Here is a 20,331-nt window from a genome sequence, read left to right as displayed (position 1 = left end):
AGACACAGGAGTCGCGCTTGGCTGTTACTTGGCGGCGAACTGGTTGATGTAAGGCAGTGTTTGCATCAATTCCGCAACCTGGGGGCCATGGTCCAGGAGCTGGGACGTTGCATCCCAACGACCGCTGCGCAACATGTCCAGAGGGCCGGGATCGATCGACACAGGCCAACTGGAGTCGGCTGAGGTCAGCTGCAAACCGGCAAGATCGAGGCTCCAGCAGCGCCCCGGATCGCCATCCACCTGGGCCTGAATCGCCTTGATCTGCTCTGGAGCGGCCGTTGCACAGGGAATGCCAAGGGCGAGGCAGTTGCCGTAGAAGATCTCGGCAAAACTCACCCCAATCACCGCGCGAATTCCCCAGCGCATCAACGCCTGAGGAGCATGCTCACGGCTGGAACCGCAGCCGAAATTACCGTTCACCACCAGGATCGAGGCCCCCTGATAACGGGCCTGATCAAAGGGATGCTCACCGGAGAGTTCAAGGCGATCGTCGGCAAACACCTGGTCACCCAGCGCCTCGAAACTCACGCATTTGAGGAACCGTGCCGGAATGATCCGATCCGTGTCGATGTCTTCACCGGGAACGGCGATGGCCGTTCCACTCACCTGTTGAATCGGACCAGTCGGGAAGAGAGCCATCACGATGCGGACGGAGAAATCAAAGTACGGACATCGGTCACACGACCGTTAACGGCAGCTGCCGCCACCATGGCAGGACTCATCAACAAGGTCCGGCCACTGGCCGATCCCTGCCGACCCTTGAAATTGCGGTTGCTGGAGCTGGCGCTGATCTGACGCCCCTCCAGCCGATCCGGATTCATCGCCAGACACATCGAGCAGCCGGGCTCCCGCCACTCAAAACCTGCGGCACGGAACACCGCATCCAGCCCTTCTGCTTCAGCAGCCTTCGCCACCTGCTCCGAACCGGGAACCACAAACGCCTTGATGCCTTCAGCCACCTGGCGCCCACGGGCAACATCTGCCGCAGCACGCAGATCGCTGAGACGACCATTGGTGCAACTGCCGATGAAACAGACATCCACAGGGACCCCTGCAATGGCCGTTCCCGGCTGGAGATCCATGTAGCGGTAGGCCTCCTCAGCAATCGGACGCTCGCCTGGATCCAGCTGATCAAGGCTTGGCACCGTTTCATCGATCCCCAGTCCCTGGCCCGGGGTAATGCCCCAGGTCACCGTGGGTGGAATCGCAGCGGCTTCAAACACCACCTCATCGTCGACCGTTGCGTTGGCGTCCGTCGCGAGGGAGCTCCACCAGGCGACAGCACGATTCCAGGCCTCACCCTCGGGCACATGGGGACGACCTTTCAGATAGTCAAAGGTGACCTGATCGGGATTGACGTAACCGCAACGGGCTCCCCCCTCGATCGCCATGTTGCAGAGGGTCATCCGCTCTTCCATCGACAACGCCTCAATGGCAGAGCCGGCGAACTCATAGGCGTAGCCAACGCCGCCCTTCACACCCAGATGGCGAATCACATGCAGGATCAGGTCCTTCGCTGACACGCCCTCGGCGAGACGGCCATTCACCTGAATCCGGCGCACCTTGAGCTTGTTCATGGCCAGGCTCTGGCTGGCCAACACATCGCGCACCTGACTGGTGCCGATCCCGAAGGCGATCGCCCCGAAGGCGCCGTGCGTGGAGGTGTGGGAATCACCGCAGGCCACCGTCATGCCCGGCTGGGTCAGGCCCAGCTCCGGGGCGATCACATGAACGATGCCCTGCCGGCCGCTGCCAATGTTGTTGAGAGGGATGCCGTGCTCCTGGCAGTTCCGCTCCAAGGTGCTGAGCATCTCCTCCGCCAAAGGATCGGCGAACGGCCGTTGCTGAGACGTGGTCGGAACGATGTGGTCCACCGTGGCCACCGTGCGCTCAGGACAGCGCACCGTCAGCCCCTTGTCCTTCAACGCCGAGAAGGCCTGAGGACTGGTGACCTCATGGATCAGATGCAGACCGACAAACAGTTGGGTGGATCCGCCGGGGAGCTCCGCCACCCGATGCAGATCCCACACCTTGTCGTAGAGGGTGCCGGAACTCAACAGTTCAGCCGCAAGAACCGTCGACCCTAAACCTGAGCGAGCAAGCGAAGACGCAGGCGGTCCAAGCCGCGGATCACGCTCATCCTCTGAATGGCCTCACGACCCCGCCGCTCACCGAAATGCTGCACCCAGGCCTCACAGCCATCAGGGCCAGCCAAGGCCAGGTGCACCAGGCCCACCGGCTTCTCAGCACTGCCACCGCCAGGGCCGGCGATGCCGCTGACGGCAATCGCCCAATCACAATTGAGTTTCTCCCGGGCTGCCCGCGCCATCGCCTCGACCACAGGCTGTGAAACAGCGCCATGGGCAGTGAGCAGATCCGGAGACACCCCAAGCACAGCCTGTTTCACCGCATCGCTGTAAGCGATGACGCCACCCTGGAAAACCGACGAAGAGCCTGGAACAGCCGTCAGGGCTGCCGCCAATCCACCACCGGTGCAGGACTCCGCCACCGCCAGCGTCTGGTGCCGTTGCTTGAGCAGGTCGATCACCACCGACGCCAGGCTGTCCGCATCGACGCCATAGCAGTGATTGCCCGTGCGACGACGCAGCTCAGCCTCGAGCGGGACCAACAGCTGAGCAGCGCTATCGGTACTGGACGCACAGGCCGTGAGCCGCAATTTCACATCGCCGAGGGAGGCATAGGGAGCCACCGTTGGGTTGGTCGACTCCAATAAATCGGCAACGCGCTCAGCCAGATCGGATTCGCCAATACCGCTGAAGCGAAGCTGACGGCTCACGAATACGCCGGAAGCCCCACCATTGGCTTGAAGCCACGGGCCGGCCGTTTCCATCCACATCGCCCGCATCTCCGCAGGCACACCCGGGAAGGTGAGGATCGTGAAATCAGGCCGGGGAGACCAGATCATTCCCGGTGCCGACCCCTTTGGATTGGGAAGAACCTCCGCTCCACGGGGCAGATAAGCCTGGCTGCGGTTGCTGGAAGCAACCGGCCGGCCACCTGCCGATAACTTCTGCTGGATCTCCAGCCAGAGTTCGGGCCGCTCCTCCAAGGGAGTGTCGAAAGCAGCGGCCAGGGCCTCGGTGGTGAGGTCATCGGGGGTTGGGCCCAAACCTCCAGTCGTCACCAGAACCCTGCAGCGCTGCGATGCCTCGCGTACGGCAGAGATCAAACGCTCTTTGTTGTCGCCAACAACGGTTTGGCGGTAATGCGGCAGCCCCAGACCCGCCAACTGTTCGGCAATCCATCGGGCATTGCCGTTGAGGATGTCTCCCAACAACAGCTCTGTGCCTACGCACAGGATTTCAACACCCGATTCAGCCACGCGGTTCGCCAAGGGCCGCAGGGTCAACAGGGGTGGAACAGAGGTTGGTGTTCAACAGAGCTCGCTCATGTTGCAGCTGACGACGGCTGATCACCACCGTTGCCACCAGGATGGCCGTGGCCAAGGCCAGCCAGAGAAAGCGCATCTCGGCATTGGCCACCACCAGGGCCAGGGCAGCAAGCCACTGGGTGAAGACGTAGATCAACAGCACCGTGCGCCGATGACTGAACCCGGCGCGCAAAAGGCGGTGATGGAGGTGACGCCGATCGGGATAGAAGGGGGAACGGCCTTCCCTCAGACGGCCCATGATCACGGCCGACATGTCGGCCAGGGGCAACGAAAGAATCAGCAACGGCAGCAGCAGGCTCACCGTCGTAAGCCCCTTGGCGGGTCCCACGATGCTCACGGCGGCGAGGGTGAAGCCAAGGAAGTAAGAGCCCCCATCCCCCATGAAGATGCGGGCCGGGTTGAAGTTGTGGCGCAGGAAGCCGAGGCAGCAGCCCGCCAGCGCTGCGGCAAGGAATCCGGCAGCCACCTGATGCAGCGAAAAGCTGACAGACACCAGGCCGACAGCGGCAATCCCAGCCACTCCCGCAGCAAGGCCATCGAGGCCATCCAGCCAGTTGATGGCGTTGGTGATTCCCACCAGCCAAACAACGGTGGCCAGCAGGCTGAGGCTGTCGGACAGAGCAATCGGACCGGCCGAAGCAGTGAACCAGGGAAGATCGATCGCTCCAATCCGAACGCCCTGGCTCCAGACGGCACAAGCCACAGCAACCTGTCCAGCCAGCCGCGGCCAGGGAGAGAGGGCGAAGAGGTCATCCGCCAGGCCAATCAGAAAAAAGCAGAGCGAACCGGCCAGGGTGCACCAAATCAGCTGATCCTTGGCCGGCGCCAGCAGGCCGAAGCCCCCCAAGGACCAGACCGCCGCCAAAGCCGTTCCAAAGCCCATCACCATGGCAATGCCCCCCAGCCTCACCATGGGGGTGACATGCTGCTTGCGCTCATCGGGCTGATCGGTCCACCCGAAGCGAAGCCCCATCCGGCGCACTTGGGGCACCAGCACCATGGTGGTCACCGCAGCCAGAAGAAAACTGACCGAGGCGACCGCGATAGGGCTGGCCAAGAGGTTCACGCAGGCTCCAGGAAAGAGACGATCCCCCGGTCAGAAGGAGTCACCCCAATCCTAGGGAGCCTGCAACCGTTCAACCATGCACCGCCCCGGCCCATTCGAGAGCCAGGGCCAAGCCTCACGCCAGAACAGGCTGCTTGCTGTCGGCGTAGAGGGGGAAGCGCTCACAGAGAGCACCCACCCGGTCGAGGCAACGCTGACGAATCGCATCATCCTCAGGATTGAGAAGACGATCAGCAATCACATCAGCGACCTCCCGGAAGGCCTGCCCATCAAAACCACGGGTGGTGAGCGCAGCGGTTCCCAGCCGCAGGCCGCTGGTGACGAAGGGCGATTCGGGGTCGAAGGGAACGGTGTTTTTGTTGGCCGTGATGTGCACATCACTCACCAACAGATCAGCCACCTTTCCAGTCATCCCGATGCCACGCAGATCCAGCAGCACCACATGGTTGTCGGTGCCGCCGCTGACGACATCGATGCCGCGGGCGATCAGCTGTTCAGCGAGGGCTGCCGCATTGGCCACCACCTGCTGGCTGTAGGCCTTGAACGAAGGCTGCAGCGCTTCACCGAAGGCTACAGCCTTGGCAGCGATCACGTGCTCCAGAGGGCCGCCCTGGCTGCCAGGGAACACGGCCTTATCGAACTTTTTGGCGAACTCGGCGTCGCGGCAGAGGATCAGGCCACCGCGGGGGCCGCGCAGGGTCTTGTGGGTGGTGGTGGTCACCACATCGCAATGGGGCACCGGGCTGGGGTGCACACCAGCGGCCACGAGGCCAGCGATGTGAGCCATGTCGGCGAGCAGATAGGCACCCACTTCATCAGCGATGGCACGGAAGGCGGCGAAGTCGATGGTGCGTGGATAAGCGGAATAGCCGCAAACGATCAGCTTCGGCTTGTGCTGCAAAGCCAGCTGGCGGATCGCCTCCATATCAAGGCGTTGGGTCTCCTTGTCGACGCCGTACTGAACAACGTTGAACCACTTGCCGCTGACGTTGACCGGGGAACCATGGGTGAGGTGGCCGCCATGGGACAGGTCCAGCCCCATGATCGTGTCACCGGGCTGCAGCAGGGCGAGGAAAACAGCGAAGTTGGCCTGGGCCCCACTGTGGGGCTGGACATTGGCCCAGGCGGCACCAAACAACTGCTTGGCCCGCTCGATGGCCAGCTCCTCAATGGCATCAACGTGCTCACAACCGCCGTAATACCGCTTGCTGGGCAACCCCTCGGCGTACTTGTTGGTGAGCACAGACCCCTGGGCCTGCATCACCGCACGGGAGGCAAAGTTCTCCGATGCGATCAGTTCCAGGTGGGTTTCCTGACGCTGCCGTTCTTGATTGATGAACGCGGCGATATCCGGATCCGACTGAGCCAGATCAGCGTCGATGGCGCGTCCAGAAATCTGGCCCATGAAATGTCAGTAAAGCTTTGACCAATCGTAAGAAACCGCAGCGATCAGCCCGAGCGATCAACCAAAAAAAAACTGCCCACATGGGGCAGTTGGAACGCGCCTGGAGAGATTCGAACTCCCGACCCTCTGATCCGTAGTCAGATGCTCTAATCCGCTGAGCTACAAGCGCTTGCGCCAAACCATCAGACCCCATCGAGGGTCCGCTCGTCAACTGGGTGCGGGCCGCGTCAGGATTCAGGTGTTTCTGAGCCTGAGCAATGCCGATCCGCTGGTATGGCCCCGCTAACCCTGAGGATCCGACCTACCGGCATTTCGAACGCATCGTGAACCTGTGCCTGCATGGCGGCGTGTTCGCCGCGGTGAACAGCGGCGGCTGGTTTCTGCAGGAGATGCGCCACCCCTTCCCCGAAGGAAGCCTGACCTGGGTCACCAGCCTCTGGGCAAGCCTGTGGCTGAGCCAATTGATCTGGGTGATTCTTCAGCGCCCCAAGCCGGAGGAATAAAGCCAGCATGGATGCAATCCCCACCTCGATCCTTCCGGGCTGATGTCCCTCTCCGCCAGCGACCTGCAGGACCTTCAGAGTGCTTTGGCTGACCGCCTCTACGTGCAGATCAGCGGCTGGCATCTTTACCTCGGCGATGCCGACCTGGCCTCAGCCCTGGCGATTGAATGCAGTGCCCGCGTCAATCAAGGTGCTGAAGTAGCGGCCCGGCAGGCCCTCGACGCCGTCAAGGTGCCCCTGGCAGGAGGCGCCAGTCAGCTCCCGCTCTCCAAGCTGATTCCCCCCGCCCAGCTGAGGGATCTTGAAGAGATCCTCGAGCCGTACTGCAGATAAGGTTGCAGTCCATCCGCAGCGGTTGGTGTGCTGATCATTGAAGTCACCAACTCCAGAGATTTGGTGCGCCAACGCATCGGCCGCCTTGGTGAACGGCTGATCGGTCGGGTCGTGGATGCGGAGGCTCAGGTTGAAAAAGCCCTGATCCAGGAACTGGAAACCGCCTTTAAAGAATTTGGGATCGAGGCACGGATAGTGTCTGTTCAGGGCCCGCAACTCGTGGGTCGCGAGCAACTGGAACTTCCGATTCAGGTGCGTGAAGAGCTGGATGTTCGTCTCAGCGAGCCCTGAACCGACCCACCACCAACTGCGTGACCTCACGCACCTCCGGCACCTTGAGTTGTGCACCGATTAAGGCAAACAAGGCCAAACCCAGCAGGCCAGGGGCAGACACCTGCAGCACTAGGCCCAGCAACCCTGCCGGCCAAGGCACAACGGTCACCAGGATTCCCGCACCCCCCGCTGCCAGAACTCCGGCGATGGCGAGCCGCATCAGGTCCATCCCCCAGCGCCGCAGCGGCAGGCCTCCAACCTGTTGCTGCAGACCCACCAACAGGGCGAGGCAGGTGAGCAGGTTGATGGCAACCGTGGCGAGCACCAACCCTGGCGCACCGAAATTGAACGGCGACTGATTCCCCCAAGGGGTCGGACCACCCACCAGCAGCCAGTCAAAAACCACGTTCAGACCGATCCCCGCCAGCGAGAGCCGAAAAGGCGTTGTTCCATCGCCAAGGGCATAGAAGACGCGCACCAGCACATCCCTGCCGAGGTAAGCCGGCATGCCGAGGCCATAGGCCATCAACAGGCCCGTCACCAGCTGTGCGGCTGATGCATCGAAAGCACCACGCTCGTACACCAGGGCGACGATGGGGCCACCCAACGCAATGAACAGTCCCCCCAGAGGGATCATCGATGCCGCAGACAGCATCAACCCCTGGCGGATCCGATCGATCAGCTGCGGACGATCCTGCGGAGCCGTGAGCCTGGAAAAAGTGGGCAGCAAGGGCACCAGCAGTGCATTCGAGATCAGGCCCAGAGGGGTTTGCACCAGCAAATTGGCGTACCCCAGACCCGCCGCCGCACCGACGATGCCCGAGGCGAAAAACAGATCCGTGATCACATTGATCTGAAGCATTCCTGACGACAACGTCGCCGGCCCCATCACACGCCACACCTCCCGCACGCCCGGGTGCCGCCAGTCCCAGACCAGTTGGAAACGGGCCAACCCCTGCCGGATCAACGCCGGCAGCTGGATCAACCACTGCAGCAAGGCCCCCACCAACGTGGCCAAGGCCAGCACCACACCCCCTCCCATGGCGGCGGACGGCAAGGCGATATCAGCGCCGAGCTGCCACCAGAGCAGTCCCACCCCCAGGATCAAGGCCCCGCTGGACATCAGCGGTGAAATCGCAGGGATCCAGAATTCGTCGGCGGCGTTAAGGGACCCGAAGCCGAGCCCGATCAGCCCCGCCAGCAGCGCCATCGGCGCCATCACCTGCAGCTGGACCCGTGCGATGGCGTGAAGCTCGGGGGCAAGGCCAGGACCCACAAGGGTGATAAGAGGATCCGCCGCCAGCACCAGAACGATGGTGACCAGGAGCAACAGAGCACTGACGCTGGTGTTGAGCGCCGCAAGGATGTGCGCCCCTTCAGCCCGGGGGCGCCGGCTCAGCACGCTCACCATGGCGCTGTGGAAGGGTCCATTGATTCCCCCGAGCAGGATCAGGAGAAATCCAGGCAGCACGTAGGCGTAGTTGTAGGCGTCATAGGCAGCGCCCACCCCGAAGGCCGCTGCGATCACCAGCTGCCGAATCAGGCCACCCACCTTGCTCAGCAAGGTGCCGAGGGTCACCACCAGTGCGATCCCCTTCAGTGAACGCGCCATTCGGCCCCCAGCATTGGGCGCATTGTGGAGGCACCACACGAGACCATGGGCCAATCTCGGCTGCTGCCATGACTGGCCTTCCCTCTCCGGGCGATGCCCTGCTGCGCTTTGAACCCCTAACGGAGGGCGTGCTGCTGAAGCGCTACAAACGCTTCCTGGCCGATGTGAAGCTAAGCAGCGGTGAGACCGTCACCGCCCATTGCGCCAATACCGGCCCGATGACCGGAGTCTTGATCCCTGGCCAACGGGTGCGTCTGCGCTACGCCCCCTCCCCCAAACGCAAGCTGGCCTGGACCTGGGAGCAAGCCGAGGTGCCAGGCGCCGATGGCCAACCTTGCTGGGTGGGCATCAACACGGCCCTGCCCAACCGACTGATTCGCGCCACGGTCGAAGCGGGGTGCCTGGAGGCCCAGCTCGGGGCCATTGAGGGGATCCGCGCTGAAGTGGCCTACGGCACCAACAAACGCAGCCGGATCGACCTCCTGCTGACGCCAGCCGCGCAGAACCCCGATCAACGACTGATCTACCTGGAGGTGAAAAACACCACCTGGACCGACGGCAGCACGGCTCTATTCCCCGACACGGTGACCGAACGGGGGCAGAAGCATCTGATTGAACTGATGGGGGTCCTTCCAGACGCGCGGGCGGTGCTGGTGCCCTGCCTCAGCCGGCCGGACGTGACTGCCTTTGCACCCGGTGACAGCGCCGATCCGCGCTATGGAGAGCTGTTTCGCCAGGCCACAAACAGCGGTGTGAAAGTTCTGCCGTGCTGCTTCAGCTTCAGCGCCGATGCGGTGCACTGGCAGGGGACACGCCTAGTCCACCTAGATTGATTTTTGGTAGCAGATCGAACATAGAAAGACGAGACTGACGTGCAGCGTGGTCTGGTTCGCCTAGTTACAACTAGGCGTGTCACGCAGCTCTGCACCCTCGTTCATGACAACTGCATTCCACGCGCCACCGCAAAGGCGGCGCAAAACCCTTCAGGAGGCCAGCCTCCTGGAAGGCCCGATGCTGCTCCTGAAGAGCATCCGGGGCTTCAGTTCCAACCGCGCCATGACCTGGCTCGCCTGTGCGCCCCTGGCGCTCATGGGCCTTGGCATCTTCACCCTGTCGGCCAAAGCCGAAGAGCTTCCTGAGCTCTCCGCCGCTTTCCTGGCCAACAACCTCTGGCTTCTGGTCGCCACCATCCTGGTGATCTTCATGAATGCCGGCTTCGCCATGGTCGAAGCAGGCATGTGCCGGCAAAAAAATGCCGTCAATATCCTCGCCAAGAACCTGTTCGTGTTCGCCCTCGCGGTGACCGCCTACTGGTTCGTGGGCTACTCCTTGATGTACGGCGACTCCGTCATCGACGGCTGGCTGTATTTCGGGGGCCTCTTCTTCGACCCGACCGTCACCGCTGAGACCATCAGCGATGCAGGCCTGGTTCCCACCGTTGATTTCCTGTTCCAGGCGGCCTTCGCCGGAACCGCCGCCACGATCGTTTCCGGTCTTGTGGCTGAGCGGATCAAGTTCGGCGAATTCGTGATCTTCGCCCTGGTCCTCACCGCCTTCATCTATCCAGTTGCTGGCAGCTGGGAATGGAACGGTGGCTGGCTCAACAGTGTTGGCAGCGTCGAATTCATCGATTTCGCTGGTTCCTCGATCGTGCACTCCGTTGGCGCCTGGGCCGGCCTGGTCGGCGCCATGCTGCTTGGACCTCGCATCGGCAAATACGTCGATGGCAAGGTTCAGGCCATCCCTGGCCACAACATGTCCATCGCCACCCTTGGCGCTCTGATCCTCTGGATCGGCTGGTACGGCTTCAACCCCGGTTCCCAGCTGGCCATGGACCAGTGGGTCCCCTACGTGGCCGTCACCACCACCCTCGGTGCAGCAGGTGGTGCCATCGGCGCCACGGTGATCTCAACGATCACCTCCAAGAAGCCTGACCTCACCATGATTATCAACGGCATCCTGGCCGGCCTGGTGAGCGTGACTGCCGGTTGCGGCAACCTCACCCTGACGGGTTCCTGGGTGGCTGGTGTAGTGGGCGGCATCATCGTCGTCTTCTCCGTCGCCGCTCTCGATGCCGCAGGCATTGATGACCCCGTCGGCGCCTTCTCCGTGCACGGTGTGTGCGGCGTGTGGGGCACGATCGTGATCGGTCTCTGGGGCTACGACGTCCAGGGCGACGGCTCTGGCCTCGGCCTTCTGGTCGGCGGCGGCGTTGAGCAGCTCGGCATCCAGGCTCTGGGTGCTGCTGCCTATGCCATCTGGACCGTGGTCACCTGCTTCATCGCCTGGCAGATCATCGGCTCCCTCTTCGGCGGCATCCGCGTCACCGAACAGGAAGAGTCCGAAGGTCTGGACATCGGCGAACACGGCATGGAGGCCTACGCCGGTTTCTCCACCACCAACAACTGAGTCCGCTTCGGATCAGCTGCTTATCTCAAGCCCGGCCGACTGGCCGGGCTTTTTTACTGCCTGAAGCGCTGCTTCAGGCCACATAGAGTTGCCCCACTCCAGCGCCCTCCATGGACACCCACGCCTTCAAGCGCTCCCTCCACCATTCCGAGCGTTACAACCGGCGAGGCTTCGGGCGCGCCGAGGAAGTGGCGGAAAGCCTTGAGCAGGCCTACCAGAGCGGCCTGATCGGCACGATCAGGGACAACGGCTACCGACTGGAACACGGCCGGCTCAACGTCCGGTTGGCGGAAGCCTTCGGCTTTTGTTGGGGTGTTGAACGGGCTGTGGCGATGGCCTACGAGACCCGCAAGCACTACCCCAGCGAGCGTCTCTGGATCACGAACGAGATCATCCACAACCCTTCCGTGAATGATCACCTCAGGGAAATGGATGTGCAGTTCATCCCCGTCGAGGAGGGAGTGAAGGATTTCTCCGGTGTCACCTCCGGTGATGTGGTGATCCTGCCGGCCTTTGGCGCCACCGTTCAGGAAATGCAGCTGCTGAACGAACGGGGCTGCCACATCGTTGACACAACCTGTCCCTGGGTCTCCAAGGTGTGGAACACCGTGGAGAAACACAAAAAGCACACCTTCAGCTCGATCATTCACGGCAAGGTGAAGCACGAGGAAACACTGGCCACCAGCTCATTTGCAGGCACCTATTTGGTGGTGCTCGATCTGGAGGAAGCCCAGTACGTCGCCGACTACATCCTCGGCAATGGGGACCGTGACGACTTCATCAAACGCTTTGCCAAAGCCTGCTCTCCAGGGTTCGATCCCGATCGGGACCTCGAACGTCTGGGTGTGGCCAACCAGACCACGATGCTGAAGAGCGAAACAGAGGAAATCGGACGCCTGTTTGAACGCACGATGTTGAGCAAATACGGTCCCACCCAACTCAACGACCACTTCCTGGCCTTCAACACCATCTGCGACGCCACCCAGGAGCGTCAGGACGCCATGTTCTCCCTGGTGGATGAACCTCTGGACCTGATGGTGGTGATCGGTGGTTTCAACTCCTCCAACACCACCCACCTGCAGGAGATTGCCGTCAGCCGTGGCATTCGCTCGTTCCACATCGACACGCCCGAGCGCATCGATGTCGGCAGCAATTCGATCGAGCACAAACCACTGGCAGCCGACCTCTGTCGTGAGGGCGATTTCCTGCCTGAAGGCCCCGTGCGGGTGGGAATCACCTCCGGTGCCTCAACCCCGGATCGGGCGGTGGAAGAGGTGATCGAAAAACTGATGCAATTGAGCGAAAACTGAAGCGCAGAGAGCTTTACATTGGTTCATCTTTAATCGCCCTCCGCCGGCAGCTCCCCATCCGTGACGGTCTTGTCGCCCACCGAAACCGACAATCAGCTTCACGGTGCCGACCCGCAGGTGCGCTGCTACAGCAGCCACTTCGAGGATTCGATGCAGATGCTGGCGCCCAAAGCGGTGGTAGCTCGCTACCTGGATGACCATCAGAGCTGGTTTGAACGTTGCGCCAGCCCGATGCAGGTCGAGGCCATCGATCGGCAGTCCTACAGCCTGACCCTGGGGCGGTTCGGCAACTTCGGCTTCGAGGTGGAGCCCACGATCGCTCTGCGGCTACTGCCACAGCAGGAAGGGATCTACCGGATCGAAACCGTTCGAACCGTGCCGCAGTCGCTCGCCCTGCGCCATCACTACGACGTCGACTTCCGCGCGGGGATGCGCCTGATCCCCGAACAGGACCACACCTCCGTCCAGTGGGACCTGGATCTCAAGGTCTGGATCCGTCTGCCCAAGGTGATCACCATGCTCCCGGATCAGTTGGTCCAGAGCAGTGGTGATCATCTGCTCAAGCAGATTGTCCGTCAGATCTCACGACGGCTCACCTGGAAGGTCCAGGAAGATTTCCACGCCGCCCATGGCCTGAGCTGCCCGCCCCGTCAGCGGGCAGCCTTCTGAAGCATCTTCAGCGGTTGGTCCAGATCTTGTTGACGATCTCCATGCCGCTGACGGCCTGCCAGAGGAACAGCGTGAGCATGCCCATGTTCAGGCCCACATGAGCCTTACGAGCAATCACATTGCCCCGCTGCATCAGGGGTGAGAGCGAGGCGGCAACGGCAATCATCCCGGTCATGGCCAGACCCACCAGCAGGTGCGGACCAACAAACAACTTGCCGTTGTTCAGATAGGTGACCGCCATGCCGCCCAGGGTCCCGAGGGTCATCACGGCCAGCAGGATGCTGCCCCAGAGGTAATGGCGCTGGGCGAACTTTTTCGGCACCAGTTCTTTGCGCTGTTCTGGGGTACCGGTGCGCGTTTTCTTGGCCTTGATTCCCAGGTAGAGAGCCCAACCACCAACGGCGAGCAGGCCCCACTCCGCTAGGGGGTGAGCGAAATTGAGGCTGAAGGGGAGGGTGGCGAGCATTGAAGGGGACTCTTCAGTGCCGCGAGGCTAGGGGGCCGGCGGCCCCCACCAGCGTCAATGCAGGAAATGGCGGCGCCCCGTGAGCTGCATCGCCAGGCCGAGCTCATCGCAGGCTTTGATCGAATCGGCATCGCGCATGCTTCCGCCGGGATGGATCACGGCGGTGATGCCGTAGCTGGCAGCCAGACGCACCGTGTCGTCAAACGGGAAGAAACCATCACTGGCCAGAACAGCCCCCTGGGCTTTCTCACCCGCAGCCTCCAGGGCAATCCGCGCTGAGCCCACACGATTCATCTGACCAGCACCCACGCCGAGGCTCTGGCCATCCTTGGCCACAACGATGGCGTTGGAGCGAACGTGACGCACCAATCGCCAGGCAAATTCCAGGTCCTGCTTTTCCTGCGGTGTGGGCGGCCGCTGGCTGGCCACGGTCCAGTCGGCCGGCGTGATCGCCTGGTCATCGAGGTCCTGAACCAGGAGACCACCCAGGATGCTGCGCACGTGATCGGGGCCGGCGAGGTCAATGGCCTGCGGAGCCAGTTCCAACAGGCGCAGATTGGCTTTGGCCGCCAGCACCTCCCGTGCCTCGGGTGTAAAGCCCGGTGCCACGACGCATTCCAAAAACAGACTGGTGAGCTCACGGGCCGCCGTGGCTTCCACCACACCATTGATGGCGATGATGCCGCCGAAGGCACTCACACGATCGGCATCCAGGGCCCGCGTCAGTGCAGCAGGAATGGAAGTTCCGATCGCCACACCGCAGGGGTTGGTGTGCTTGACGACCACGGCGGCAGGCTGCAAGGCCGGTGCGGAACCATCGGCTCCGTAGCCGAACTCCCGCACCGTGGCGAGGGCCGCCTCGAGATCCAACAGGTTGTTGGTGCTCAGCTCCTTGCCCTGCAGCTGAATGGCCCCACCCCAACCCTGTTTGGGATGGCTGAACCAACGCGCTTTCTGATGGGGATTTTCGCCGTACCGAAGGGTCTGCCGCAGCGGCACCGCCTCCAGCCAAGGGCTGTCTTCTGCAGCAGTTTGGTCGGCCATCCAGCGGCTGATCGCCGTGTCGTACGACGCCGTGTGCTGAAACGCTTCCAGGGCCAGTTGGCGCCTCAGCTCTGAAGGCACGCTCCCGCCCGACTCCGCCATGGCGGTCAACAGACGGTCGTATTGGTCAGGGCTGGTAAGAACAGCCACATCAGCATGGTTTTTGGCGGCCGCCCGAACCATGGCGGGGCCACCGATGTCGATGTTCTCGATCGCCTGATCCCAGGTGACGTCAGGCCGAGCAATCGTCTCGCGAAAGGGATAGAGGTTGACCACCACCACATCGATGGGGGCGATGTTCTGCTGCTCAAGATCGGCCTGATGGGACGCATCACCCCGCTTGGCCAAAATCCCGCCATGCACCCTTGGATGGAGCGTTTTCACACGACCGCCAAGAATTTCTGGAGCCCCGGTGTGCTCCGACACACGGGTCACCGGAAGGCCGGCCTGCTCGAGCACCTTGGCCGTGCCCCCACTGGAGAGCAGCTGATAGCCATGGGTCCGATGTAGGGCCTCCGCCAGGGGCACCAGCCCGGACTTATCGGAAACACTCAGCAGAGCGACAGGAGCCATCGAAGGGTCGTGACTGGGTCGTGAGCCAACCTACGCAGCAGTGATGCTCATGCCCCATGGATGGCCGGCTGGTGCTGCTCCACGGCTGGGGAGCCAACGGAGAGGATCTCAAACCCCTGGGCGATCGCCTGGCGCGAGAGTGTTCCAAGACCCTTGATGTGGTGTGCCTAGAGGCTCCTGAGCTCCATCCCGACCAACCGGGAGGGCGTCAGTGGTATGGCCTGTTCCCAGCCCAGTGGGATGCCGTTCCCGCGGCCGTTGAGCGCCTCAAGGCTCAACTTCAGTGCCTGAACAGCCCAGGTCTTGGACTCGAACGAACGGTGGTGTTCGGCTTTTCCCAGGGGGGAGCCATGGCCCTGGAAGGCGGCTGCGCCCTGCCGATTGCAGGGCTGATCAGCTGCAGCGGCTATCCACACCCCAACTGGGCTCCGCCCCAGCAACACCCCCCTGTGTTGCTGATGCATGGTTCAGACGATTCCGTGGTGCCGTTCCAGGCCATGCAGTCGATCGCTGCGCAGTTGCAGCCCGATCAATGTCAGACAGTTCCATTCAAAAACGGCCACACCATCCCTGATGAGACGGTGCAGCCGATCCTGATATTTATCGAGCGTGTTCTGGAGAACGCGTGATCAAACGAAGGCGTATTCGTACTCCTCCATTTCCTCCCAATCATCGGCGCCAAGCTCGAGACCCTCGAAGAGCTTGTCTTCACCGATGGAATCAACAATGGTGCGCAATGAGGGGAAGAGGAAATGGTTCTCTTCGGCGTATTGAGCGCTGAACAGACCTTTCTCACCCCAGAAGAAGCGGTCGGTGGTGTGCTCATTGCGGCGCACGTTCAGCAACGCCGGAGGCACCAGTCCACCCTCAGCGATGTAACGACGAGCGGCCGTCACGGGCTTGTACTCACCGGTTTCGAGGTGATGGGTTGGCACATGGGCCAGGACCCGCTGACCTGCCAGGCGACGACGGCTAATGCGCTTGCGCTTCTTGGACATGGAAGGGCTCCGGTACGAAAGGAAGAACGGGGTGGATCGTCAGAACAAACGGGTGCTGTCGGCGCGAAAACGCCAGACGCAAGGGGAGCGTCGGGGCAATTGCAGACACACCACAATCACCGGCAGGACACCAACACCCAAGCGGGAACCAGCGGAGGACACTGCAACCTCTGCTGTAGCTTTGGTTGCGAAGCAATTGCAACCGTTGCGAGAGCTGGCGGGCGTCTGTTCATGGTGAACAGCGCCTCGGTCGATAAGAGGATCTTAAGACTTTTCCCAGATTTTTCAAGTCCCCCTGGCGCAGGCTTGCTCAAGCACCTGAATTGATCGTCCGGAACTGATGCAGCTCACCGATCGATTCTTCGATTTCACCGATCAACAGCTGGCTGATCTAACCGCCAAAGAAGGCATCCAGCATCTGGGGCTTTACGTCAGTGCGCCACCCAATCAGCAAGGCCCGCCACTTCTGCTGATCCGGCAATGGTCGGCCAATGAACGCTTGCTTCCCCCTGCCGACGCAGACCCGAACCTGCGCCTGCCGCACGAGAGTCGGCGCTGGTACCCCCTCCAGGATGCCGGTCTGATCCTGGGAGCCCTGCGCGCGGACCTGGATCCGCAGCGGAGCTGGACGCTGACCCTGGACCAACGGATGCGGCGCAGTGCCGCCGCCATCAGCCACGCCCTGGGGCGTGACCTGGAATGCCTGCAACTTCGCCAGGAACTCAGCCAACAAAACGAGCAGCTGCGCACCCTCGTGCATCAGCTGCGCAATCCACTGGCTGCCCTGCGCACCTACGCCCAACTGCTGCTGCGGCGGCTCGAAGCCGACAGCTCCCACCGCCCACTCGTGGAGGGAATGCTCTCGGAACAACGCCAACTCGGCCAATACATCGACGTGCTCGATGGCCTCGGGCAACAACGTCTCCCCGAACAGGACCCCCTTGGCCCCACCCTGTTGCCCCCAGGGCCTGCCGAAGGTGAGGCCACCATGCAAACCCTGCTGATGCCTCTGCTGGAGCGGGCGGAAGCGACGGCAAGCCTGCAGGGCCGACCCTGGCGGGGACCAGACCTTTGGCCCCAGTGGATTGATCAACCGTCCCAGGACGGAACGATCGCGGAGATCGTCGCCAACCTCCTTGAGAATGCCTTCCGTTACAGCCCAGCGGGCTGCAGCGTGGGGCTGTACCTGTTGCCCGATGGGCTCTGCGTCTGGGACAACGGGCCGCCGATCCCCCTGGAGGAGCGCGACCTGATTTTCAAGCGGGGAGCACGGGGGTCCACCGGACAAGACCGGGCGGGCACCGGCCTTGGTCTCGCCCTTGCACGCTCCCTTGCGGAGCAGCAGGGCCGCAAGCTCACGCTCTGCGTGGAGCCTTCCACAATCGCTCCCGATCTGCCCACTCAGGGCAATGCATTCGTCCTCAGCTGGCCGGCAGGAGCAAGGCCAGACCCAACAATGTGATCATCTCGGTGAGCACAAGAGCTGCTCCATAGCTGTCACCGGTGTGCCCCCCCAATCGTCGCCCAAGGCTCTGGGCGACAAGGATCGCCACCACGCCCCCCAGGAAAAGGGGCATGGCCCCCACCCAACCGGCCAAGAGAACCACCACCAGAAGTGAGGGCAGGGCATCCCAGAGCGGCCTGCCGTGCTCGCGATGAAACGCTGCGGTTCCATCAGCGCGGAGGTAGTCGAAACGTGCCATGGCCCAGAGCGGCGCCACCCGGGCCCAGAACGCCGCCAGGCAGAGCCCGAGCGGGGCCTGCCCCCCCAGCTGGATCAATGCCGCAACCTGTAGCAGCAGCACCATCACGAGAGCCAGCACACCGCTGGCGCCCACCCGGCTGTCCTCCATCGCCTCGAGCCGCCGCTCCGCTGGCGCCCCGAGGCCATCCGCCGTGTCGATCAGGCCGTCGTGGTGCAAGCCACCACTGAGCTGGATGCCGAGAGCCACCACGCAAAGGGCACAGGCAGCCGGAGGCCAGGAGAGCCTGGACAGACCAATCCAGAGCAGCCCCTGCAACGCACCGATCAGCAGCCCCATCCAGGGGGCGAAGCGGGCAATGCGCTGAAACGAGGGCTGCGGCCAGGGCCATGCGGGCAGCACCGTGTAGAAGATCCAGGCTCCCGCCAGATCGGAAAGCCAGGGCGGAACGATCCTGGGAATGGCGCGAGGGATGCAGTCGACCCTCACCGTAGGGTCAATGCAGGGGCGGATCAGTCGTGTTCGGCTTCGAAATCAACGCGCATTGCGCCAACACATCAGCACGGTGCGGCACCTTTGAGACCCCGCATGGGCCGGTGCACACACCACGCTTCATGCCGGTGGGAACCCTGGCCACCGTCAAGGGCATCAGCACGGAGCAGCTGGGGCGCACGGGAGCCCAGATGGTGCTCTCGAACACTTACCACCTGCACTTGCAACCGGGGGAGGAGATCGTGGCGGCGGCCGGTGGCCTGCACCGGTTCATGGGCTGGAACGGCCCGATGCTCACCGACTCCGGCGGCTTTCAGGTGTTCAGCCTGGGGGACCTGAACAAGATCGATGACCGTGGGGTGGTGTTCCGAAACCCCCGCGATGGACGCACCATCGACATGACCCCGGAACATGCCACCCAGATCCAGATGGCCCTCGGGGCGGATGTGGCCATGGCCTTTGACCAGTGCCCGCCCTATCCGGCGACGGAGAACGACGTCATCGATGCCTGTCGACGCACGCATTCCTGGCTCGAGCGCTGCGTCACAGCCCACACCCGCGAAGATCAGGCGCTGTTCGGCATCGTTCAGGGCGGCTGTTTCCCCCATCTGCGGCGGGAGAGTGCCATGGCCGTCGCCTCCTTTGATCTGCCGGGCATTGCTGTCGGTGGCGTCAGCGTTGGTGAGCCCGCTGAGGAGATGCATCGCATCGTGCGGGACGTCACGCCCCTGCTTCCTTCACACAAACCGCGCTACCTGATGGGCATCGGCACCCTGCGCGAGATGGCCATTGCCGTGGCCAACGGGATCGACCTGTTCGACTGCGTCTTGCCCACCCGACTCGGCCGTCATGGCACCGCCCTGGTGGGCGGTGAACGTTGGAACCTGCGCAATGCACGCTTCCGCCACGACCACACTCCCCTGGATCCGAGCTGCTCCTGCGTGGCCTGCACCGGTCACACCCGGGCCTACCTGCATCACCTGATTCGCAGCGAGGAGCTGCTGGGCCTCACCTTGTTGAGCATTCACAACATCACCCATCTGGTGCGTTTCACCTCGGCCATGGCACAAGCGATTCGCGACGGCTGTTTTTCAGAGGATTTCGCTCCCTGGGAGCCAGACTCTCCAGCCCATCACACGTGGTAGCGTCCAGCCCAACGCCTTTTTGATGCAAGGGATGGCCGCCTTCACCCTCGACCTGCTGGCACAGCTGCCCGAGGCCTATCAGGCCTTCTCTCCGCTGATCGACATTCTTCCGTTGATCCCGGTCTTCTTCCTGCTCCTGGCCTTCGTTTGGCAGGCCTCTGTGGGCTTCCGCTGAAGCCTCAGCCCAACCGGATCACCTTCAAAGCAAACGCTGGCAGCAACAGCATGCGTCGCCAGCGTGACGGTTCCTGAATGAGCCGATACAGCCACTCAAGCTGCATCCGGCACATCCAACTAGGGGCGCGTTTTTTGATGCCGGCCCAGACGTCAAAACTGCCGCCGACACCCATCCACAGTCCAGGCTGGCCGGCCGCCACTCGTTCGGACCAGGTTTCCTGGCGCGGCACCCCCAGGGCCACCAGAACGAGATCAGGTTTCAACGCCCTGAGCTGAGCTTCAACGCCCTGCCAGGCCTCGGGAGCTTGATAACCGTCCACCGCGAGCGCAAGGTTGAGGCCACGGATGCTTTGCGGCAACTCCGCACGCAGTGTTGCCATCACCTCAGGTGTCGCCCCCACCAGCGCCACACGCCATTGGTGGGCTGCGGCGTACTCCAGCAAGGTCCACGCCAGTTCAATGCCGGCAGTTTTGACAACCCGGATCTGCTGACGGCCCAGGGCCCAGACCACTCCCGCTCCATCCGGGATCACCAGATCAGCGGTTCCGATCGCCTGCCCCAAAGCGGCATCGGCCCGAGCCGACATCGTCATCTCAGCGTTGAGGGTGACGATGCGTCCGCCGCCCCGTGAATGCAGACCGAGAGCAGCTGCACAGACATCACGGCAGGCATCCACCGGCACGCCGAGCACCTGGCAACGGCGACGGTCGTCGGGGGCGGTGCTGACAGAGTCCATGGCC

The 20,331-nt window shown here is 62.7% G+C and carries 22 protein-coding genes and 1 tRNA gene; 11 read left to right on the top strand and 12 right to left on the bottom strand.

Annotated features, from left to right (window positions below):
- Nucleotides 1-24: 24 nt before the first annotated feature.
- From SynM161_RS01225 to SynM161_RS01200, 6 genes are all read right to left on the bottom strand, one after another.
- Nucleotides 25-639: a 3-isopropylmalate dehydratase small subunit gene (locus SynM161_RS01225; protein ID WP_186541753.1), complete on the bottom strand. Its 615-nt coding sequence runs from the start codon at nucleotides 637-639 to the stop codon at nucleotides 25-27.
- Nucleotides 639-2,057, bottom strand: coding sequence for a 3-isopropylmalate dehydratase large subunit (leuC, locus tag SynM161_RS01220; RefSeq protein WP_186541752.1), 1,419 nt, complete (start codon nucleotides 2,055-2,057; stop codon nucleotides 639-641). The genes SynM161_RS01225 and leuC overlap by 1 nt, the downstream gene beginning before the upstream one ends.
- Nucleotides 2,058-2,083: 26 nt before the next feature.
- A complete protein-coding gene (locus SynM161_RS01215; RefSeq protein WP_186542332.1) occupies nucleotides 2,084-3,343 on the bottom strand; it encodes a competence/damage-inducible protein A in 1,260 nt (419 codons plus the stop codon).
- Complete coding sequence (locus SynM161_RS01210) at nucleotides 3,336-4,478, bottom strand: glycosyltransferase family 4 protein (RefSeq protein WP_186541751.1); 1,143 nt, start codon at nucleotides 4,476-4,478, stop codon at nucleotides 3,336-3,338. Before SynM161_RS01210 ends, SynM161_RS01215 begins: the two co-directional genes overlap by 8 nt.
- A 115-nt stretch (nucleotides 4,479-4,593) precedes the next feature.
- Entirely contained in the window at nucleotides 4,594-5,883 is a 1,290-nt protein-coding gene (gene glyA, locus SynM161_RS01205; protein WP_255441835.1) for a serine hydroxymethyltransferase, read from the bottom strand.
- 95 nt (nucleotides 5,884-5,978) lie between these two features.
- Nucleotides 5,979-6,052: transfer RNA gene (locus tag SynM161_RS01200), tRNA-Arg, on the bottom strand.
- 88 nt (nucleotides 6,053-6,140) lie between these two features.
- Here SynM161_RS01200 and SynM161_RS01195 point away from each other — a divergent pair.
- The 3 genes from SynM161_RS01195 to SynM161_RS01185 are packed head-to-tail and all read left to right on the top strand — an operon-like array spanning nucleotide 6,141 to nucleotide 7,010.
- A complete protein-coding gene (locus tag SynM161_RS01195) occupies nucleotides 6,141-6,386 on the top strand; it encodes a hypothetical protein (protein ID WP_186541750.1) in 246 nt (81 codons plus the stop codon).
- A 42-nt stretch (nucleotides 6,387-6,428) separates the two neighbouring features.
- Entirely contained in the window at nucleotides 6,429-6,719 is a 291-nt protein-coding gene (locus SynM161_RS01190; RefSeq protein WP_114988124.1) for a DUF3181 family protein, read from the top strand.
- A 27-nt stretch (nucleotides 6,720-6,746) separates the two neighbouring features.
- The gene (locus SynM161_RS01185) at nucleotides 6,747-7,010 is read left to right on the top strand and encodes a cytochrome-c oxidase (protein ID WP_114988123.1); all 264 of its coding nucleotides are present in this window, start codon (nucleotides 6,747-6,749) and stop codon (nucleotides 7,008-7,010) included.
- Here SynM161_RS01185 and murJ read toward each other — a convergent pair.
- Nucleotides 6,997-8,604 carry a murein biosynthesis integral membrane protein MurJ gene (gene murJ / locus SynM161_RS01180; protein WP_186541749.1) on the bottom strand — a complete coding sequence of 536 codons (1,608 nt, stop codon included), beginning with the start codon at nucleotides 8,602-8,604 and terminating at the stop codon, nucleotides 6,997-6,999. The genes SynM161_RS01185 and murJ overlap by 14 nt on opposite strands.
- Nucleotides 8,605-8,672: 68 nt before the next feature.
- On the opposite strand from murJ, the gene sfsA reads away from it, so the two are divergent.
- From sfsA to SynM161_RS01160, 4 genes are all read left to right on the top strand, one after another.
- Nucleotides 8,673-9,437 (top strand): DNA/RNA nuclease SfsA, encoded by a 765-nt coding sequence (gene sfsA, locus SynM161_RS01175; protein WP_186541748.1) that lies wholly within the window; start codon nucleotides 8,673-8,675, stop codon nucleotides 9,435-9,437.
- Nucleotides 9,438-9,540: 103 nt separating this feature from the next.
- Nucleotides 9,541-11,013, top strand: coding sequence for an ammonium transporter (locus tag SynM161_RS01170; RefSeq protein ID WP_186541747.1), 1,473 nt, complete (start codon nucleotides 9,541-9,543; stop codon nucleotides 11,011-11,013).
- A gap of 110 nt (nucleotides 11,014-11,123) precedes the next feature.
- The gene (locus SynM161_RS01165) at nucleotides 11,124-12,323 is read left to right on the top strand and encodes a 4-hydroxy-3-methylbut-2-enyl diphosphate reductase (RefSeq protein ID WP_186541746.1); all 1,200 of its coding nucleotides are present in this window, start codon (nucleotides 11,124-11,126) and stop codon (nucleotides 12,321-12,323) included.
- Between the two features lie 60 nt (nucleotides 12,324-12,383).
- Nucleotides 12,384-12,992, top strand: a complete 609-nt coding sequence (locus tag SynM161_RS01160) for a DUF1997 domain-containing protein (protein WP_186541745.1) — start codon at nucleotides 12,384-12,386, stop codon at nucleotides 12,990-12,992.
- Nucleotides 12,993-12,999: 7 nt separating this feature from the next.
- On the opposite strand, the gene SynM161_RS01155 is transcribed toward SynM161_RS01160, so the two are convergent.
- Together SynM161_RS01155 and purH are read right to left on the bottom strand one after the other, a co-directional pair.
- Nucleotides 13,000-13,458, bottom strand: coding sequence for a DUF4079 domain-containing protein (locus tag SynM161_RS01155; protein ID WP_114988117.1), 459 nt, complete (start codon nucleotides 13,456-13,458; stop codon nucleotides 13,000-13,002).
- 54 nt (nucleotides 13,459-13,512) lie between these two features.
- Complete coding sequence (purH, locus tag SynM161_RS01150; RefSeq protein ID WP_186541744.1) at nucleotides 13,513-15,075, bottom strand: bifunctional phosphoribosylaminoimidazolecarboxamide formyltransferase/IMP cyclohydrolase; 1,563 nt, start codon at nucleotides 15,073-15,075, stop codon at nucleotides 13,513-13,515.
- Between the two features lie 56 nt (nucleotides 15,076-15,131).
- On the opposite strand from purH, the gene SynM161_RS01145 reads away from it, so the two are divergent.
- Nucleotides 15,132-15,704, top strand: coding sequence for an alpha/beta hydrolase (locus tag SynM161_RS01145; protein WP_186541743.1), 573 nt, complete (start codon nucleotides 15,132-15,134; stop codon nucleotides 15,702-15,704).
- Here SynM161_RS01145 and SynM161_RS01140 read toward each other — a convergent pair whose 3' ends face one another.
- Nucleotides 15,705-16,073 carry a DUF3155 domain-containing protein gene (locus SynM161_RS01140; RefSeq protein ID WP_011363271.1) on the bottom strand — a complete coding sequence of 123 codons (369 nt, stop codon included), beginning with the start codon at nucleotides 16,071-16,073 and terminating at the stop codon, nucleotides 15,705-15,707. It abuts the gene before it with no gap.
- Between the two features lie 340 nt (nucleotides 16,074-16,413).
- Between SynM161_RS01140 and SynM161_RS01135 the strand changes: the two genes are divergently transcribed.
- A complete protein-coding gene (locus tag SynM161_RS01135; RefSeq protein ID WP_186541742.1) occupies nucleotides 16,414-17,535 on the top strand; it encodes a sensor histidine kinase KdpD in 1,122 nt (373 codons plus the stop codon).
- On the opposite strand, the gene cobS is transcribed toward SynM161_RS01135, so the two are convergent.
- The gene (gene cobS, locus SynM161_RS01130; protein ID WP_186541741.1) at nucleotides 17,495-18,265 is read right to left on the bottom strand and encodes an adenosylcobinamide-GDP ribazoletransferase; all 771 of its coding nucleotides are present in this window, start codon (nucleotides 18,263-18,265) and stop codon (nucleotides 17,495-17,497) included. The two genes, SynM161_RS01135 and cobS, sit on opposite strands and share 41 nt — an antisense overlap.
- Nucleotides 18,266-18,294: 29 nt before the next feature.
- Here cobS and tgt point away from each other — a divergent pair, with 29 nt between their 5' ends.
- The gene (gene tgt, locus SynM161_RS01125; protein ID WP_186514539.1) at nucleotides 18,295-19,413 is read left to right on the top strand and encodes a tRNA guanosine(34) transglycosylase Tgt; all 1,119 of its coding nucleotides are present in this window, start codon (nucleotides 18,295-18,297) and stop codon (nucleotides 19,411-19,413) included.
- 31 nt (nucleotides 19,414-19,444) lie between these two features.
- Nucleotides 19,445-19,588 (top strand): photosystem II reaction center protein K, encoded by a 144-nt coding sequence (locus SynM161_RS01120; RefSeq protein WP_025362038.1) that lies wholly within the window; start codon nucleotides 19,445-19,447, stop codon nucleotides 19,586-19,588.
- 4 nt (nucleotides 19,589-19,592) lie between these two features.
- On the opposite strand, the gene SynM161_RS01115 is transcribed toward SynM161_RS01120, so the two are convergent.
- The gene (locus SynM161_RS01115) at nucleotides 19,593-20,327 is read right to left on the bottom strand and encodes a WecB/TagA/CpsF family glycosyltransferase (protein WP_186541740.1); all 735 of its coding nucleotides are present in this window, start codon (nucleotides 20,325-20,327) and stop codon (nucleotides 19,593-19,595) included.
- Nucleotides 20,328-20,331 lie beyond the last annotated feature (4 nt).

It is taken from the genome of Synechococcus sp. M16.1, assembly GCF_014279895.1.
Classification (GTDB): Bacteria; Cyanobacteriota; Cyanobacteriia; order PCC-6307; family Cyanobiaceae; genus Parasynechococcus.
This window is presented reverse-complemented; position numbering and strand designations above follow the sequence as displayed.